Origin of the sequence: Roseovarius lutimaris (genome assembly GCF_900115165.1) — a bacterium.
In the GTDB taxonomy this organism is placed as follows: Bacteria; Pseudomonadota; Alphaproteobacteria; order Rhodobacterales; family Rhodobacteraceae; genus Roseovarius; species Roseovarius lutimaris.
Genome location: NZ_FOVP01000022.1, coordinates 1 through 16,253, shown reverse-complemented (window position 1 = coordinate 16,253; position 16,253 = coordinate 1). Strand labels below are relative to the sequence as shown.

17 protein-coding genes are annotated in these 16,253 nt (G+C 59.0%); 5 read left to right on the top strand and 12 right to left on the bottom strand.

The window, feature by feature from the left end:
- Positions 1-2: 2 nt before the first annotated feature.
- The 11 genes from BMZ91_RS17375 to BMZ91_RS17320 form a co-directional block, all read right to left on the bottom strand.
- A complete protein-coding gene (locus BMZ91_RS17375) occupies positions 3-677 on the bottom strand; it encodes a hypothetical protein (RefSeq protein ID WP_092841571.1) in 675 nt (224 codons plus the stop codon).
- Positions 678-827: 150 nt separating this feature from the next.
- Positions 828-1,655: a 2,3,4,5-tetrahydropyridine-2,6-dicarboxylate N-succinyltransferase gene (dapD, locus tag BMZ91_RS17370; RefSeq protein WP_092841639.1), complete on the bottom strand. Its 828-nt coding sequence runs from the start codon at positions 1,653-1,655 to the stop codon at positions 828-830.
- 169 nt (positions 1,656-1,824) lie between these two features.
- The gene (locus BMZ91_RS17365; protein WP_092841569.1) at positions 1,825-4,272 is read right to left on the bottom strand and encodes a GcvT family protein; all 2,448 of its coding nucleotides are present in this window, start codon (positions 4,270-4,272) and stop codon (positions 1,825-1,827) included.
- A 110-nt stretch (positions 4,273-4,382) separates the two neighbouring features.
- Positions 4,383-5,279, bottom strand: a complete 897-nt coding sequence (locus BMZ91_RS17360; RefSeq protein ID WP_092841568.1) for a homocysteine S-methyltransferase family protein — start codon at positions 5,277-5,279, stop codon at positions 4,383-4,385.
- Positions 5,280-5,477: 198 nt separating this feature from the next.
- Complete coding sequence (locus BMZ91_RS17350) at positions 5,478-6,557, bottom strand: alcohol dehydrogenase catalytic domain-containing protein (RefSeq protein WP_092841565.1); 1,080 nt, start codon at positions 6,555-6,557, stop codon at positions 5,478-5,480.
- Positions 6,554-7,180, bottom strand: a complete 627-nt coding sequence (locus BMZ91_RS17345) for a LysE family translocator (RefSeq protein ID WP_092841563.1) — start codon at positions 7,178-7,180, stop codon at positions 6,554-6,556. Before BMZ91_RS17345 ends, BMZ91_RS17350 begins: the two co-directional genes overlap by 4 nt.
- Complete coding sequence (locus BMZ91_RS17340) at positions 7,177-9,624, bottom strand: GcvT family protein (RefSeq protein WP_092841560.1); 2,448 nt, start codon at positions 9,622-9,624, stop codon at positions 7,177-7,179. Before BMZ91_RS17340 ends, BMZ91_RS17345 begins: the two co-directional genes overlap by 4 nt.
- Positions 9,625-9,639: 15 nt before the next feature.
- Positions 9,640-10,011: a GFA family protein gene (locus tag BMZ91_RS17335; RefSeq protein WP_092841558.1), complete on the bottom strand. Its 372-nt coding sequence runs from the start codon at positions 10,009-10,011 to the stop codon at positions 9,640-9,642.
- Entirely contained in the window at positions 10,012-10,632 is a 621-nt protein-coding gene (locus BMZ91_RS17330; RefSeq protein WP_092841557.1) for a LysE family translocator, read from the bottom strand.
- On the bottom strand, positions 10,629-11,090 hold the full coding sequence (locus tag BMZ91_RS17325) for a hypothetical protein (protein ID WP_092841554.1): 462 nt from the start codon (positions 11,088-11,090) through the stop codon (positions 10,629-10,631). Before BMZ91_RS17325 ends, BMZ91_RS17330 begins: the two co-directional genes overlap by 4 nt.
- Before the next feature lie 12 nt (positions 11,091-11,102).
- Positions 11,103-11,675 carry a helix-turn-helix domain-containing protein gene (locus BMZ91_RS17320; RefSeq protein ID WP_092841637.1) on the bottom strand — a complete coding sequence of 191 codons (573 nt, stop codon included), beginning with the start codon at positions 11,673-11,675 and terminating at the stop codon, positions 11,103-11,105.
- A gap of 262 nt (positions 11,676-11,937) precedes the next feature.
- Here BMZ91_RS17320 and BMZ91_RS17315 point away from each other — a divergent pair, with 262 nt between their 5' ends.
- Together BMZ91_RS17315 and BMZ91_RS17310 are read left to right on the top strand one after the other, a co-directional pair.
- The gene (locus BMZ91_RS17315; protein WP_092841552.1) at positions 11,938-13,122 is read left to right on the top strand and encodes a tyrosine-type recombinase/integrase; all 1,185 of its coding nucleotides are present in this window, start codon (positions 11,938-11,940) and stop codon (positions 13,120-13,122) included.
- A 50-nt stretch (positions 13,123-13,172) separates the two neighbouring features.
- Positions 13,173-13,352, top strand: a complete 180-nt coding sequence (locus BMZ91_RS17310; RefSeq protein WP_092841550.1) for a helix-turn-helix transcriptional regulator — start codon at positions 13,173-13,175, stop codon at positions 13,350-13,352.
- 18 nt (positions 13,353-13,370) lie between these two features.
- Here the strand turns inward: BMZ91_RS17310 and BMZ91_RS17305 are convergent, their stop codons facing one another.
- Positions 13,371-13,622 carry a hypothetical protein gene (locus BMZ91_RS17305; RefSeq protein WP_092841548.1) on the bottom strand — a complete coding sequence of 84 codons (252 nt, stop codon included), beginning with the start codon at positions 13,620-13,622 and terminating at the stop codon, positions 13,371-13,373.
- A gap of 26 nt (positions 13,623-13,648) precedes the next feature.
- Between BMZ91_RS17305 and BMZ91_RS17300 the strand changes: the two genes are divergently transcribed.
- The 3 genes from BMZ91_RS17300 to BMZ91_RS21845 all read left to right on the top strand — a co-directional run.
- Positions 13,649-14,107, top strand: a complete 459-nt coding sequence (locus BMZ91_RS17300) for a hypothetical protein (RefSeq protein WP_092841546.1) — start codon at positions 13,649-13,651, stop codon at positions 14,105-14,107.
- A 270-nt stretch (positions 14,108-14,377) separates the two neighbouring features.
- A complete protein-coding gene (locus BMZ91_RS17295) occupies positions 14,378-15,799 on the top strand; it encodes a site-specific integrase (RefSeq protein ID WP_092841544.1) in 1,422 nt (473 codons plus the stop codon).
- 194 nt (positions 15,800-15,993) lie between these two features.
- On the top strand, positions 15,994-16,253 hold a 260-nt coding region (locus BMZ91_RS21845), incomplete at its 3' end, for a transposase (RefSeq protein WP_143076381.1).

The window sequence follows — 16,253 nt, the reverse complement described above, 5'->3', positions numbered from 1 at the left end:
GCTCACTCGAACCGTTCATAATCCAGCAGCACGGCCCCATCGACAATTTGGCCAACAAACCCGCAGGGATCATCGCGCTGTGAAAAATGCAGCCAGGCTTTGCGGGCAAAAAGATCGGGCGCCATGAAATATATGAACGGGTTCAACTCATCGCGTGAAACCTTGCGTTCAAGATCAACGCCTTTGACGAACTGACGCTGCGCCTCGGGCGACAGCGACATGGCCTGCATGACATAGGCAATATATTCATGCGCAACAAGGCACGCTTTGAACGGGCATGGCATATCATCAAGTGCCGAATGGGTCAGCTCATGCACGGCGATACTCTTGAAAAAGGCATCGTTTGACAGCTCGCCGTAGGCGCTGTCGGGCGAAAGCCGTGCCTGCATCGCCGGGGGCGCAAGCAGCTCGATCCGGTCTTCACCGCAATGATATTGCCCAAAACAATTGGGCTTGAGGTCTTCAACCACGCTGATACGCAAAGGCCGCGTGATCGCCGGAATGTTGCAGCTTTCAAAAAGCGTCTTTGCATGCGCTGCCGCATCACAGGCCAGCCGCGCGTCGTGCGCCCGTAGGGCGGTCACGGTGACCTTTGACCCCGCGCAGGACAGGGTTTCGGAATGCACAGGCCAGGACAGCAGCATTAAAGTGGCGGTTTGGAAGGTCAGCGCACGCATGTATTACCCCACTGCCAGAGCCTTGCCATCACATCGCACCGCAACCGGCCCTGACATATATCAGACCCGCTCGGTTTGGGCAAACACCTCGCCCCAAACGCAAACGCCCCTCGCGAAAGGGGCGTTTCATTGGCAAAAGGCGCGCGGATATCAGTCGCGCAACAGCTCGTTGATCGAGGTTTTCGAGCGGGTCTGCGCATCCACCCGCTTGACGATGACGGCACAATAGAGGTGAATACCGTTCTTGCTCGGCATCGAACCGGCCACGACCACCGACCCGGCAGGCACTTCGCCATAGCTCACGTTGCCGGTTTCACGATCGACGATCTTGGTGGATTTGCCGATGAAAACACCCATGCCAAGCACCGAGCCTTCGCGGACGATACAGCCCTCGACCACCTCGGAGCGCGCGCCGATAAAACAGTTGTCCTCGATGATCGTCGGCCCCGCCTGCATCGGCTCTAGAACGCCGCCAATGCCGACGCCGCCCGACAGATGCACGTTCTTGCCGATCTGCGCGCAAGAGCCGACCGTGGCCCATGTATCCACCATGGTGCCCTCGTCCACATAGGCGCCAAGGTTGACGAACGACGGCATCAACACCACGCCGGGCGCGATAAAGGCCGATTTGCGCACCACACAGTTGGGCACCGCGCGAAACCCGGCCGTTTTCCACTGGTTGTCGCCCCAGCCCTTGAATTTGCTGTCAACCTTGTCCCACCAGCCGCCACCCTGCGGGCCGTTGTCATGGATTTCCATATCCTTGATGCGGAACCCCAGAAGAACCGCCTTTTTCGCCCATTGATTGACATGCCAGTCACCGTTTGCGCCGCGCTCGGCGACGCGCAACTTGCCACTGTCGAGCGCGTTCAGCGTGTCCTCGATCGCCTCACGGGTTTCGCCGCCGGTGCTCGGGGTGATGGTATCACGTGCCTCCCAGGCGGCTTCGATGGCAGTTTCGAGTTGTGCGTTCGACATGGTCCATTCCTCGGCTTTCACAAACAGGTTGCCCCGGCTATATGCGCAAGCCGGGACAGGATCAATGCAGACGCTCACAAATGCGCGACATATGCCTGGGCTTTCATCTTTCCAGAAATACTCCCGCCGGAGGCATCCCGCCGCAGCCGGATGCCCGCCGGATCGCGGCTCAGACTTTCACGCGCTCGGATTTGGGATCATACATCGGCTTGAGGCTCGCCTCGGCGCGCACCCGCCTACCCGCCACGTCGATCTCATAGCTGGACGCTAGCACCTCTGCCGCGCTCTCGCCCTTGCAGGGCACATAGCCAAGACCCATCGCCGCGCCAAGATGATGCCCATAGGCGCCAGAGCTGAGGAAGCCGACGATCTTGCCATCGCGCAAAACCGGCTCGTTGTGGTAAAGCATCGGCTCGGGATCGCTCAGGCGGAATTGCACAAGGCGACGCTCAAGCCCGGTCTCGCGTTTGCGCAGCACCGCGTCGCGGCCAATGAAATTGGGCTTGTCGGTCTTGACCGCAAAGCCAAGCCCGGCCTCAAGCACATGGTCCTCACAGGTGATGTCATGGCCGAAATGGCGAAAGCCCTTTTCGATCCGGCAACTATCCATCATATGCATGCCGCAAAGTTTCATGCCATGCGCCTGCCCGGCGGCGAGGATCGTCTCGAAGGCATGCGCGGCCATATCGGCGCTGACATAGATTTCCCACCCCAACTCGCCCACATAGGTCACGCGATGCACCCGCGCGAGGGCCATGCCCAGCTCAATCTCCTGCGCGGTGCCGAAAGGATTGACAGCATTGCTGAAATCATTCGGCGAGACCGCCTGCATCACCTCGCGGGCCTTGGGGCCCATCACCGCCAACACGCCTTCGCCTGCGGTGACATCGGTGATCACCACGTTGAAGTTGCCCTTGTGGCGCATCATCCATGTCTGGTCGGCCAGCCGTGTGGCCGCCGGGGTGACCACCAGATAAGCAGTCTCAGACAGGCGGGTCACGGTCACATCCGCCTCGATGCCGCCGCGCGCGTTGAGGAATTGCGTATAGACGATCTTGCCGACCGGCACCGAGTAATCGCCGCCTCCGATGTGGTTCAGGAACGCCTCGGCCTGCGGGCCCTCCACCCGGATCTTGCCAAAGGACGACATGTCATAAAGCCCGACCCCATTGCGGATCGCGTGATGCTCGGCGGCGGCGTTTTCAAACCAGTTCTGGCGTTTCCACGAATACTGGTATTCGCGCGCCTGACCGGGATTGGCGAACCAGTTGGCGCGCTCCCATCCGGCAATCTCGCCCATCACCGCACCCTGCTCCAGAAGCTGGGCGTGAAACGGCGTGCGCCGCACACCGCGCGCGGTGGCCTTTTGGCGATAGGGGAAGTGATCGGCATAAAGCAGCCCCAGCGTTTCGCGGGAGCGCTCAAAGAGATAGCGTTTGTTGCCCTGAAACGGCTGCATCCGGGAAATGTCGACATCGCCAAGATCAAACGGCTTTGCGCCATCCTCCATCCATTGCGCAAGCGCCATGCCGGCCCCGCCCGCCGATTGAATACCGACCGAGTTGAATCCGGCCGCGACCCAGACGTTATCCATCTCGGGCGCGAGACCCAGGTGATAGGCATCATCGGGAGTAAAGCTTTCGGGGCCGTTGAAAAAGGTGTGAATCCCCGCCTCGCCCAGCATCGGCATCCGGTTGACGGCCCATTCGAGGATCGGCTCGAAATGATCGAAATCCTCGGGGAGTTGGTCAAACTCGAAACTCTCGGGGATGCCCGCCATGCCCCAGGGTTTGGCGTTCGGCTCGAAGGCGCCAAGCATCATCTTGCCGGCGTCTTCCTTGTAATAGGCGCATTCATCGGGCACCCGCAGCACCGGCAATTGGGTCAGCCCGGCAATCGGTTCGCTGACAATATAGAAATGTTCGCAGGCCTGAAGCGGCACATTGATGCCCGCCATGCGGCCCACCTCATGACCCCACATGCCGGCGCAATTGACGATCATCTCGGCCTCGATATGGCCCAAACTGCCGTCCTCTGCGGCCCAGTCGACGCCGGTCACGCGACGATCCTTGCGCGCAAGGCCGGTGACCTTGACGCGCTCCTTGATCAGCGCACCGCGCATCCGCGCGCCCTTGGCCAGGGCAAGCGCGATATTGGCCGGGTCGCCCTGGCCGTCCTTGTCGAGGTAGACCCCCGCAATCACGTCGTCGGTGTTGAGATGGGGGTATTTTGCCTTGACCTCGGCGGGGCTGATTTCTTCGACATCAACGCCGAAGGCGCGGGCCATGGCGGCGGAGCGGAATATCTCTTCGCGCCGCTCGTCGGTCAGGGCAACGGTGATCGAGCCAACCCGCTTGAAGCCGGTGGCGACACCGGTTTCCTCTTCGAGAGCACCGTAGAGTTCCTGGCTGTATTTCGCCAGCCTGGTCATATTGGCGGTTGCGCGGAGCTGAGCGATCAGGCCGGCGGCATGCCAGGTGGTGCCCGAAGTCAGCTGTTTGCGTTCCAGCAGAACGACATCCTGCCAGCCCAGTTTGGTCAGGTGATAGGCCACCGAACAGCCCACCACGCCGCCGCCGATGATGACCACACGGGCCTTTTGCGGAATGTCAGTCATGATCAACCTCGCGTTTCAAGGGTTAAAGTTTCGAACGCTGGCGCGTCCGACCGGGGCGAGGGGCTTTGCCCCTCGCGATTGAGTATTTGAGCCAAGAAGAAGACCGGGTGTCAGACAATCGTATGACCCGCCGTTGTAAGGCGCCGCGCCAGTTCGGCGATATGGTCAGGGCCGATCTCGCAGCAGCCGCCCAAGATCGTGGCGCCCTGATCAAGCCAGCCCATGGCGATATCGGCATAGGCCGCAGGGCTCATATCGTCGCGCTGTTCCAGGGCATCGACGGTCGGGGCGTCTTGCAGAAAGCCATCGCTGATCCGGGTAAAACCATTGGCATAGGCCCCAATGGGTTTGCCAAAGGCGGCGATGATATCCAGGGCGAGCGCGACCGCCTCGGGGCGGGTGCAGTTGATCAAGACCGCATCCGGGGCATGGCGCGCCACCACCGGGGCAAGATCGGCCAGTGCTTCGCCGGAGCGCAGGCGTGTGCCATCGCCGTCCATGACCGTCACCGCGAGCCAGACCGGCACGCCCTGCCCCATGGCCGCGCGCAACGCACCTTCGGCCTGATCGACGGATGACATGGTTTCCAAGAGCAACAGATCGACCCGATTGGCCATCAGGCGCACCGGCTCGGCATAAAGCGCGGCGGCCTTTTCGGCGGGCGGGCAGATATCAGGCCGATAGGAGGCGATCAGCGGTCCAAGCGCCCCCGCCACACGGCCACCGCCATGCGCATCGCGTGCCGCGCAGGCGGCGGTGATCGCCACATCGCTCAGCTCGGCGGTCCGATGCTCCATATCAACCCGCGCCAGCCGGTCACGCAGCACCGCATAGGTGTTGGTCGTCGCGACGCTGGCGCCGGCGGCGAAATAGCTGTCGTGCACCTCGCGCACCAGCTCGGGGTGCTCCATCATCACCTGTGTCGACCAGAGTGGCGTCGCCCGATCGCCCGAGCGTTTGACAAGTTCCTGTCCGATGGACCCGTCCAGAAGGGTGATTGCGGTCATGGGTAAATCTCCGCGAGTTTGAGTTTATAAAATGCGATCATCCTGGCCGCGCTCACCCCATCACCAGAACGGGGGCCTCGCGAGCGGATTTCGCCAAATCCGGTGGTCGCGTCGTCACGCACTGGAAACGTGGCTTTGGGCATGACCGTGGCCACAACCCCAAGGGGAAAGTGGGCAATCGTCTCTTTGGCGGCATCATTAAGAACCATCGCGGCAGTCCTCCGGGGGCAGCAAGACCAGCTTGCCGACATAGCGTTTGCTCTGAAAGTCGGCCTGCGCCGCTTTGATCTCTGTCATTGGATAGGTCTTTGACACCAGCGGGCGAAGCTGTCCGGCATTGACGCGGGCAATCAGGTCGGCAAAGACCTCAGGCGGCTGAAAGGTACAGCCATGGATGGTGATGTCGCGCAGATAGATGCGGCGCAGATCGGCCTCAACCATCGCACCGCCAATCGCCCCCGCCACGGCGTAGTGACCGCCCGGTTTGAGCGCCTCGATCAGCGCGGGCCAGATCGCGCCCGCGACCACGTCGATCACGCAATCGAACCGGCCCTCGGGGATTGGTGCGCCGCGCTCTATCACCGCTGCGGCGCCCTGATCGCGCACTATCATGGCCTTGCTGGCCGAGGCGATGCCGGTCACCTCTGCGCCCATTTTAGCGGCAAGTTTCACCGCCGCCAGACCCACCCCGCCCGAGGCGCCGGTGATCAGAACCTGCACGCCAGAGGCAACACCCGCGCGATGCAAAAGCCCCGCCGCAGTGCCAAAGGCGCAGGGGATGGCGGCGATTTCAACGTCGCTCAGGGGCGAGGGCGTCACGTCATAAAGATCACGCGCGAAGACCAGACAATATTGCGCAAAGGCCCCGTCATATTCCGAGCCGAGCGCGATAAAGTCGACCGGATTGTCGGCGGTGGGCCGCGGCTGGTTGATCGGGCAGGTCACCCGCTGGCCGGGTGCAAATGCGGTCACATCCGGCCCAACGGCCACCACCCGCCCGCAGACATCACCGCCCTGTATCAGCGGAAATTTCAGTACCCCCGACCAACCGCCGACCTCGACCTCATCGCCGGTCTCGGCGGTGGCCCCGGTCACCTCGGGCGCGTACCAGCCGATGCGCGTGTTGATATCGGTGTTGTTGACCCCTGCCGCCAGAACCTTGACCAGAACCTCGCCGACCCCCGGCACCGGCACCGGCAGGTCGTCACGCCATTCCAACGCCTCTGGCCCGCCGTGGCGGGTCAGGGTGACGCCGGACATGGTGGTGGGCAGGCTCATTTCGCGGGCTCCTGCGCAATATCCTTCAGCCCCAGAAGCACCGCCGCCGCGATCATCAGCGCCCCCGACACGCGGGTCATCCAGACCCCGGACAGGCGCTTTATGCGACCCAATGTGCGCGTCGCAGCCCAGGCCCAAAGGATCAGGATCGCCCCGTCCACAACCAGATATGTGACCCCAAGGATCAAGAGCTGCGGCATCACCGGCCGTGTGGGGTGGATGAATTGCGGAAAGAGCGCGGCAAAGAACACAACCGCATAGGGATTGGCGGAAGAGGTGACAAAACCCCGCCGGAAAAGCCTGCCACCGGCAGCGGCAACAGCCTCGCGGTTTTGGGGTTTCGAGAGCATCAGCCGCGCCCCGATCCACGCGAGATAGGCCACCCCCGCCCATTTCACCAGCCACAGCGCATCGGCATTGGCGGCCACCACTGCGGTCAGCCCAAAAGCCGCCAGTGTCATCTGGACCGTATTGGCGCTCAGATCGCCCACCACCGTCATCATGGATTTTCGCAACCCGTGGCGCAGGCTGTTGGAGATGACCAGAAGCTGGCTCGTGTCCGGCGGCGTTGCGAAGAAGGCCGCCAAAACCCCGAGATAGATCAGATAGGTGTCGATGCTCATCCCCTGAGCCGTTCGTTCTCAGGGTCCCAAAGCGGCGCGTCGGCTTGCACCACGGCGCGACACCGCTCGCCGTAGATTTCCACTTCGATCTCGGTGCCCGGCACCGCAAGATCGGCGCGGACCATCGCCAGAGCGACCGAGGCATTGACCCGATATCCCCAGGCGCCGCTGGTGGTTTCGCCGACGATTTCGCCATCATGCCAGAGCGTCGACATATAGGGCGCATCGGCCTCGTTTGCGTCAACGATCAGCGTAACAAAGGCCTTTTTGCGGCCCTGCTGTTTCTCGGCCAGAAGTGCCGCCTTACCAGTGAACTCCTGCGGTTTGTCGAATTTCACGAACCGCTCCAACCCGCCCTCAAGCATCGAATAGTCGGTGCTGAGGTCGCCTTTCCATGCGCGATAACCTTTTTCGATGCGCAGGGAATTAAGCGCATACATCCCGAAGGGTTTTGCGCCTGCTGCCAGGAGCGCCTCATAAATCGCGGGGATCGCGGCATTTTCTGCATGCACCTCCCAGCCAAGCTCGCCGGTGAAACTAACCCGCACCAGAAACGCCTTTTGCCCCGCCACGGTGCAATGCTGATGCGTCAACCACCCCATATCCAGATCGGCATCGGTGAGGCCCGCAAGCACCTCGCGCGATGTTGGCCCAGCCACCAGGAGCGCATCCCGCTCGGTCGTGGTTTCGGTCACGGTCACGCCCTCGGGCACGGCATTGCGCACCAGTTCACCGTCGTGCCATTGCGCCGTGGCGGCCGTGATCAGCACAAAGCTGTCCTCTTCCAGCCGGATACAGGAAAACTCGGTCACGATCCGGCCACGGGCGTCGGCGACATAGACCAGATTGATCCGCCCGATCTTGGCCAGACCACCGGTCACGAAACCGCGCAGCCAGTCATCGGCCCCCGCGCCCTGCACCCAGAGCCGGGTAAAACCCGGCAGGTCCAGCACGCCGCAGGCATCGCGCACCGCTTCGCATTCTTCGCGAATGCGCGCCGACCACGGCCCCTCGCGGTTCCAGGTATGGGTGCTTTCCTCGGAGGTATCATCGCCGGGTTTGGCGAACCAATTCGCCCGCTCCCAGCCATTATAGGCGCCCAGCACGCCGCCAAGCTCCTTGACCCGGTCATGCACCGGCGACAGTCTTTTGTCGCGCCCGGCGGGCCATTCGTGCCAGGGGAAATGCATGGCGTATTCGTGCCCGTACACTTCCATCCCCTTCTGGATACAATAATCGGTATCGGTGTAATCGGTATAGCGGCGCGGATCGCAACTCCACATATCCCACTCGGTCTGGCCCTCGGTGATCCACTCGGCCAGCACCTTGCCGGCCCCGCCGCCCTGGGCGATGCCAAAGGTAAAGACACAGGCCTCGAAGGCATTCGGAACCCCCGGCATCGGACCGATCAGCGGAAGACCATCGGGCGCATAGGGAATTGGGCCGTTGATCACCTTGCTGATGCCGGTTTTGCCCAGCAACGGCACACGCGCCATGGCATCCTCGATATACCACTCCAACCGGTCAAGATCGTCCGGGTAAAGCTGAAAGCTGAAATCCTCCGGGAACGGATCATCCGGGGTTATCCAATGCGCCTTGCAGTTGCGCTCGTAGGGGCCAAGGTTCAGACCGGTCTTTTCCTGACGCAGGTAATACGAAGTATCGACATCGCGCAGCAGCGGTAGCTTGTGATTGCCGGTGTCCTTGCACCAGGCCTCGATCTCTGGGATTTCATCGGTCAGCATATACTGATGGCTCATCACCATCATCGGCACCGTCCGCCCGCCAAAAGGCTTGAACCACTCACCAACCTTTTGCGCATAATAGCCCGCCGCATTGACCACAAATTCGCAGCGGATATCGCCCTTGTCGGTCTGGACAATCCATTCGCCGTTGTCCCGGCGTATCCCGGTTGCCGGGCAGAACCGCTCGATCCGCGCGCCCATGTCGCGCGCACCCTTGGCCAGCGCCTGCGTTAGCTGGCTCGGGTCGATATCGCCATCATGCGGATCATAGAGCACCCCCTTGAGGTCATGCAGATCCATGAACGGATACATCTCTTGCGCCTCTTTTGGCGACAGCATTTCGATGTCGATGCCCTGATAGCGGCCCATGCCTTTGGCGCGCTCGAATTCCTGCATACGCTCGCGTGAATGGGCAAGCCGCAGCGATCCGGTGACATGGTAATTCATCGGATAATCCACCGCCTCGGACAGCCCGCGATAAAGCTCGGTCGAATAGCGTTGCATGTTCATGACGCCCCAGCTGGTCGAAAAGGTGGGCACATTGCCCGCCGCATGCCAGGTGCTGCCGGCCGTCAGCTCGTTCTTTTCAAGCAGCACGCAATCGCTCCAGCCCGCCTTGGCCAGATGATAAAGCGCAGAGGTGCCAACCACTCCGCCCCCGATGATGACAATCCTTGCCGTGGTTGGAAAATCCGCCATTCGTCTCTCTCCCTGTCAGTCTTTCTGCGGCAGCCCGTCCGCGATGTCGTAATAATCGCCCTTGTCGGCGACAAAGATGTGCTTCTCCAGTGTGATCCCGGTTGGCCCGTCCAGCGCGCCAAGGGCAAAGCTTATCGTGTCCTCGGCGTGCGCCTTCCAGAACAGGAACGCGCCGCATTTGGGGCAAAAACCGCGCTTGGCCGTCGCGCTCGCCGCATACCATTTCACCATTCCTGAAATACTCAAATCCGCCATGGCCACATAAGCCGAGGCCCACAGATGCCCCGATTGCTTGCGACATTGCCCGCAATGGCAGATCGACGGGCCCTTGGGGGCTGCATTCATGGCAAAGCGGACAGCCCCGCAAAGGCATGATCCCTGGTGCATCTACACTCTCCCCGGTGTGGCGGCGCTGCCAAGAAGGACGCCGTAGAGGATGAAACACCCCGCAAGCGCGCGGCGCAGCCAGACGTTGAACACCGCGCCAAGGGCGGCCCGGCCAATTCCGGCGCCAAGCGCGGTGTAGGTGACATAGCTCAGGCAGGTCAGCGTAAGCGCAGTGGGGAAAATCACCCACATCTGGCTTGCGATCGGCACATCGGTCTGCACGAACTGGCTGAAGGCGGCAAGATATCCGGCCACCGATTTGGGGTTGATCGTGGCAATCGCAAAGGCGCGCCAATAGACCGATCCGCCGGGGCGCTCATCGGCCCTGACAGGCCGCCTCGCGTTGATCCAGCCGCGAACGCCAAGATAGATCAGCACCCCTGCGCCTGCCAGTTTGGCCAGATGAAACGCCTCGGGCGAGGCCACGATAAGCGCGGTTATCCCCGCCGCCGAAAGCGACAGGAACAGCACCGCCTGCGTCAGGATCGCCAACACCCCCCAAAGGGCGCGGCGAAATCCGATGGTCATGCCATTGGTGATGCAATTCACCGCATTCGGCCCCGGCGTGGTGACAAACACCGCCCAGAACAGCGCGAAAACCGTCCAGCTTTCCCAGTTCATCCGCCCACCTCATGAATGAACGCCGGATCGCGCTCTTGGACCACGTTCCACCACATCTCACTCAACGGTGCGGGAACATCCGGTTGTTCAATCCGCGCCATCACGTCAAACAGCCCTTCGGGAACGCGATGACCAGAGACCAGCGTTATGTCATGTCGGCTCAGGCGCCCACGGTCATATGCCAGAACAAGATATTTTTCCGCACCTTTCGTGTTCCCGTTTTGCCATCGCGCTATCACTGCCGAGAGGTAGAGCAACCCATCCGATGGCTTCTGGTTCTCGACGACACGAATCAGTTTTAGCCCCGTAAGGCTAATGGCGCAGGCTCGCGCTGTTTTCAAAGGTGTACTCAACCCATTTCTACAAGCACTACTCGCCAAGCCAGTCGTCATTCCAAAGGCCCAAAACACCAGGAAAACAAAGGCAAACCAACTGAAGCCTTTTACGCTAAAACGCATGACGCCCCCCCCTCAATAGACCGGCGGGGCGATCACCCAGATCGCCACAACCGGTTCATCATAAGGGTTGGCCCAGGCATAGGGCTCGCCACGAAAGCGGAAACTGTCGCCAGGGCCGAGGCTAAAGCGGCGATCTGCAATCGCAAGCTCAAGCTGCCCCGAGATGATATAACCGACCTCCTGGGTCGGGCGCTGCGCCGGACTCTGCATTTTCGAGCGGGGGCGAAAGGTCGAATGGATGACCTCAAAGTCATCGGTCAGATCGGGCGACAACAATTCCTCGACCAGCCCCTCTTCGTCGGCCCCCATCGGACGGCGCGCGCCCGCGCGCACGACATATCCCTGTTCTTCGGCGGGCGCGCTCGCATGGCTGAACAAAAGCGACATCGGCACGCCAAGCACCTTTGCAATCTGGCGCAGATCGCTGATCGAAGGCTCGGACAGATCGCGCTCCACCTGGCTCAGCCAGCCCACCGAACGATCAAGCCTGTCGGCGAGGTCGCTCAGCGTCAGCCCGCGCGCCTTGCGCAGCGCCCGCAGATCGGCGCCAAGGCTTTGTGCCTGTCTGATATCGCTTTGATGCATGGTCACCGGATCGTGAAAAAATTCCAACTAATTTCACGCTGCGCCGATTCTGTGAAATAATCAACCAAAATTTCACACCCCCGCACTTTCATCTTTCCCAAAATACTCCCGCGCGGGGGATATCCTCCTTGTGTCATGCGTTCTCAAGACGTCTCAATCCGCTTTAAAGTTCTTTAAATGTCAGCGGTTTAAGGTGTCACAGTGTTCCGGGAAATTCCGGGCAGTGTCAATTGAGATCGTAGATAATAAAGGAGATATATCAATGGCAAAATCGAACGCATTTACTGTGGCTGGGGTGAAAGCTCTACCGGTGGGAAAGCATTGTGACGGCAGGGGGCTGTGGCTCTACAAGCGAGCTGATGGCGGAGCCCAATGGCTCTTCAGGTTCAATCTTTGGGGGCGCCAGCGTGAGATGGGCTTGGGCCCGCTTTCCAAAGTTGGCCTTGCAGAGGCGCGGCAGGCCGCAGATCGCGCCCGCAAACAAGTCCAAGAGGGTGAAGACCCGATCAAGGCACGCAAACTGGAACGGCAGCAATCCGATCGCAAGGAGGGGCGCCTGACATATCTTGCGGAAGCCACCTTTGCAGCACACAGAAAACAGCTGAAGCGTAATGGCGGTGACGGTCGCTGGTACAGCCCGCTACAACTTCACATTTTGCCCACGCTTGGCAAGATGCCCATCGTCAAGATTGATCAAGGCGACATCAAGACAGCCTTGGCACCCATTTGGCATGAAAAGAATGAGACCGCCAGAAAGGCACTGTCGCGCCTGACCACGGTGTTCGAGTATGCTGTAGCTGCCGGGTTCATGGTAGATATGAGCGCCATTTCAAAGGCGCGCATCCTTTTGGGCAAGAATAACAAGCCAGCGAAACGGATCGAGGCCATGAAGTGGCAAGAGGTGCCAGCATTCTATGCAACGCTTGATGGCTTGGACCCAAGCCAGCTTGCCTTGCGGATGCTGATTTTGACTGGAGTACGCTCAGACTCGATCAACAACATGCGGTTTGAGCAGATCGATGGCGAGACATGGACGATCCCGCCCCTATTTGTCAAAGGGCGGGTTACAAATACAGCTGGCTTCCGCGTTCCACTCTGCGAGGAGGCACTGCATGTCATTGATCTTGCCAAAAAGGTCGAAAGAAACGGCTATCTCTTTCCCAATGCGCGGGGAGGAAGTTTGGATAAAATGGCGATGCGGAATTTCCTGGTCAACAAACAGATTACGGCCCGACCGCACGGTTTTCGGTCTTCTCTGCGCACTTGGTTATCGGAGCAAACCGATTGCGCGCAGGAAGTTGCAGAAGCCTGCATTGGCCACTTCAAACATGATGAGGTTGAGTATGCATATAACCGAACAGATTACCTGATGAAGCGGTCCGTTTACATGCGCATGTGGTCAAGTCATGTAATCGGAAGGTCTGAACAAATCGTAAACGCTGCTTAAATAGTTGGCTGTTAATATGAAAACATAAACATAAAAATGAGGATGTTTTCATGAGTGACAGGATTTTAAGACGCAAGGATGTTGAGCAACTGACGGGTTTGAGCCGATCAACGATTTATCGCCACGTGAATGCCGGGACATTTCCGGCGCCCGTCAAGCTGACAGAGCGGTTGATTGGCTGGCGGGCGAGTGCGATCTCGGGCTGGATGGATAGCCGCGCTGAGCTTTGAGCGGGCGCTGGCCTTTCATCAATACATTCTTGATAATTTTTCTGGGCAACACATTTCTGTGGCCCAGAATTTCTGCATCATATCATCTTTAATGGTGCCGCCGTCTTCTGATTTTTGGTCGCGACGCGTGCCGAAGGCCATTTCAATTTTGATACCAGTAAGGTCCTCTTGGCGCCGAAGGCGCAGATGTAGGGCTTTGTGCTCTCTTCCCAAGAAGATTTTCTTGTCGAATTGTCTCCCTTTAACTTTTAGAAAAGATGCGCAGCCCATGTCTTCCCCAATGACGGGAGACAGATATGACTTTCACACCGGGCGACGTCCATGATTTGCGACGTAGATCGAGGGAACAGGCAAGGCAGGCCTTCGCAGGGCTTGCGTTGGCAGGGGTGCGAAGGCCCGCTTACGCCGGTGATTTTCAGAGACTCGCGGGCACAAAAATACCGACCTACATTTGCGACCTGATCCTTGACGGCCATCAACGCAATCTGACCATTCGTCTGAAGATGGAAGCGCGCGAAGTTGACCAAGAGAACATCCGACACCGATATATGGCAACGATCCAAGGTCTACGGTTTTCTTTGAATCAAGGTCCATTCGATCTCTTTGAGCACAATCCCAAAAATGAACGTGCGTGCCTAAAAGGAGTGATGGACCTCGGCGCAACACAGCTGGTGATGACTGTGCTGCCCCATTACACTGCACATGGCTTCAATCCTTGGATATGCGTTCTCGAAACCCTGCGACCTGAAGGCTGAAGCGCATGGTTTTATCGTCTTCGAAACCTCAACAAAAACGTTACCATTTTCCACAATTCTGCGTCGGCATGCGAGCCGACCGTTACCTGCGCATCCGACTTTTGGCGCGATCAGGTAGCGAGGCCGAGGGCATTTCAGAGCTGCAAATTAGCCGTCCTCACCCCTGTAGTCAGGGTGATCACTACGGACAGCGCGGCGATTCCATTTTCAGGATGCTCATTCATTCACACTTCGTTTTCTCAACATTTTCAAACCAACGAGATATCCCACATGACCCGAATTGATCGCACCCCATTTACGGACCAAGACAAAGCCCCCCAAGATACCGATGTTGACGGCAGACATATCTGGGTGTCCAAGCAGATCACTTTTGAACAAAGCATTGAGGCTTACGATCTGGCTGTTCAATCGAATGCTCTCCATTCTTTTGAAGACTTGGTGCACACCGGAACCTGGCACAAATACGAACAGCGCGCGGCCTCCCTGGCCCGCAAACATCCGTCTCACGATCCCTTCATCAGCTATCTTTCCACCGATCACGCAAATAGATGGACCAGCCCCAACAGTAGGCAGAGCTATCGGTCTGCGCTGATAAGAATGGCTGCTCGTGATATATTGGAGTTGTCCCCGGTCTACTGGCGCCAAGTGATCACTGATGAAATGAATGAAGATCACCGAATTCATCTTATTCGAAGTCTGAAACCAAATCTCGACCAAGACGTGCGCAATCAGATAAAAGGTGCCAAAGAACGCCTTTGTTTTAAGAAGGTGGATAAGCTTAACCGCGCCGTCCTCTTCCTGTTACAGGTGCCGCCTGACCCACATCATACCGCACTGCGTGAACGTTCCTCCGAAGAGGGCGACGCTGATGCCAATCGCGAGTCCCGAACACTTGCGTCCAAGAAAGCAACCCTCCTTGCGCTCAACCGGCATCAACGACGCAAAGCGAAAACCTTTCCGAACTACGATTGGCGATCGCATTTTTGGGCGACGGCGGTCTTGCCGGATGACCATCTGGATGATCACCGACGTGCCTGCATTGCAACACTCATGCTGACGGGGTGCCGACCATCAGAATTCAGTGATGATCTAGGCGTGGCCATTCACACATCGGATACAGACGGCCACCCATGCCTGCATTTTGAAATCGCCGGGGCGAAAGTTTCTGATGAAATCGATGGCCATCCCGGCAAGGGTCAAATCTGGCGCCAGATTGACGTGCGCTGTCAAACTGATGAAGCCATCTGGCTCTTTGATCATATGGGGAAGCTGGATCAGAAGCCCATTTTCCTGAAGCTCCCGGCCGTGGCACATAAGCAGTCCGGCGAGCTGTTGATGCCATCTGAACGTCATCGGCGAGTGACCGTCAGTCTGGGCAAGCTTATAACCCGATTGGGGAAAATCGCCTTCCCTCATCTACGACATAAGCTTACCCCATATGTGTTCCGGCATTCATTCACATCGGATTTCAAGGCTGGAGGACATGAGATGGATGCGCGCGACCTCGCCGGGGCACTGGGGCATCAGAGCGCACGAACGCAGCAGCATTATGGAAGCGCAAATACCGCGCGCGGCCTCGCTGGAAGCCGCATGCTGCAAGTCATTGAAGTGAGATCTTCGACGCCTGTGCGCCAGCCAGCGCGGCAAAGTTACCCGTCAACGGAACATCCTCGGCCTCAATTGAAAAGCTAACGGAGCAAACGGAACGCAGATTAGCCCCTAGAAGGCCGCCTCTTCACATTGGATATGCAGTGGCTCCGTTCGACCTGGAAGACTGCGCCGGATCGCATCAAGTTCCTGTTCATCGATTTCACGTACATAGAGGTGGTCGCGGAAATTCGGACCAGACGTTAAGGTGGATCGCATGATGAAAGTGACGATCCAAAATGAAGAAACGAAAGAACCATTCGCCGGATTTTAAGGCCAAGGTTGCTCTTGAAGCGATCCGTGAGGAGATGACGCTTGCCGAGCTGTCCAAGAAATACAGCGTGCATCCGACGCAGATTGGGACGTGGAAACGCGCGGCGATAGAAAACATGGCGGCGGCCTTTACGCGCCAAGGTTCAGCGCCTGAACGGGTTAGTGCCGCTGATGTCGACAAACTGCATTCCAAGATCGGCCAGCTTGTTGTGGAACGGGATTTTTT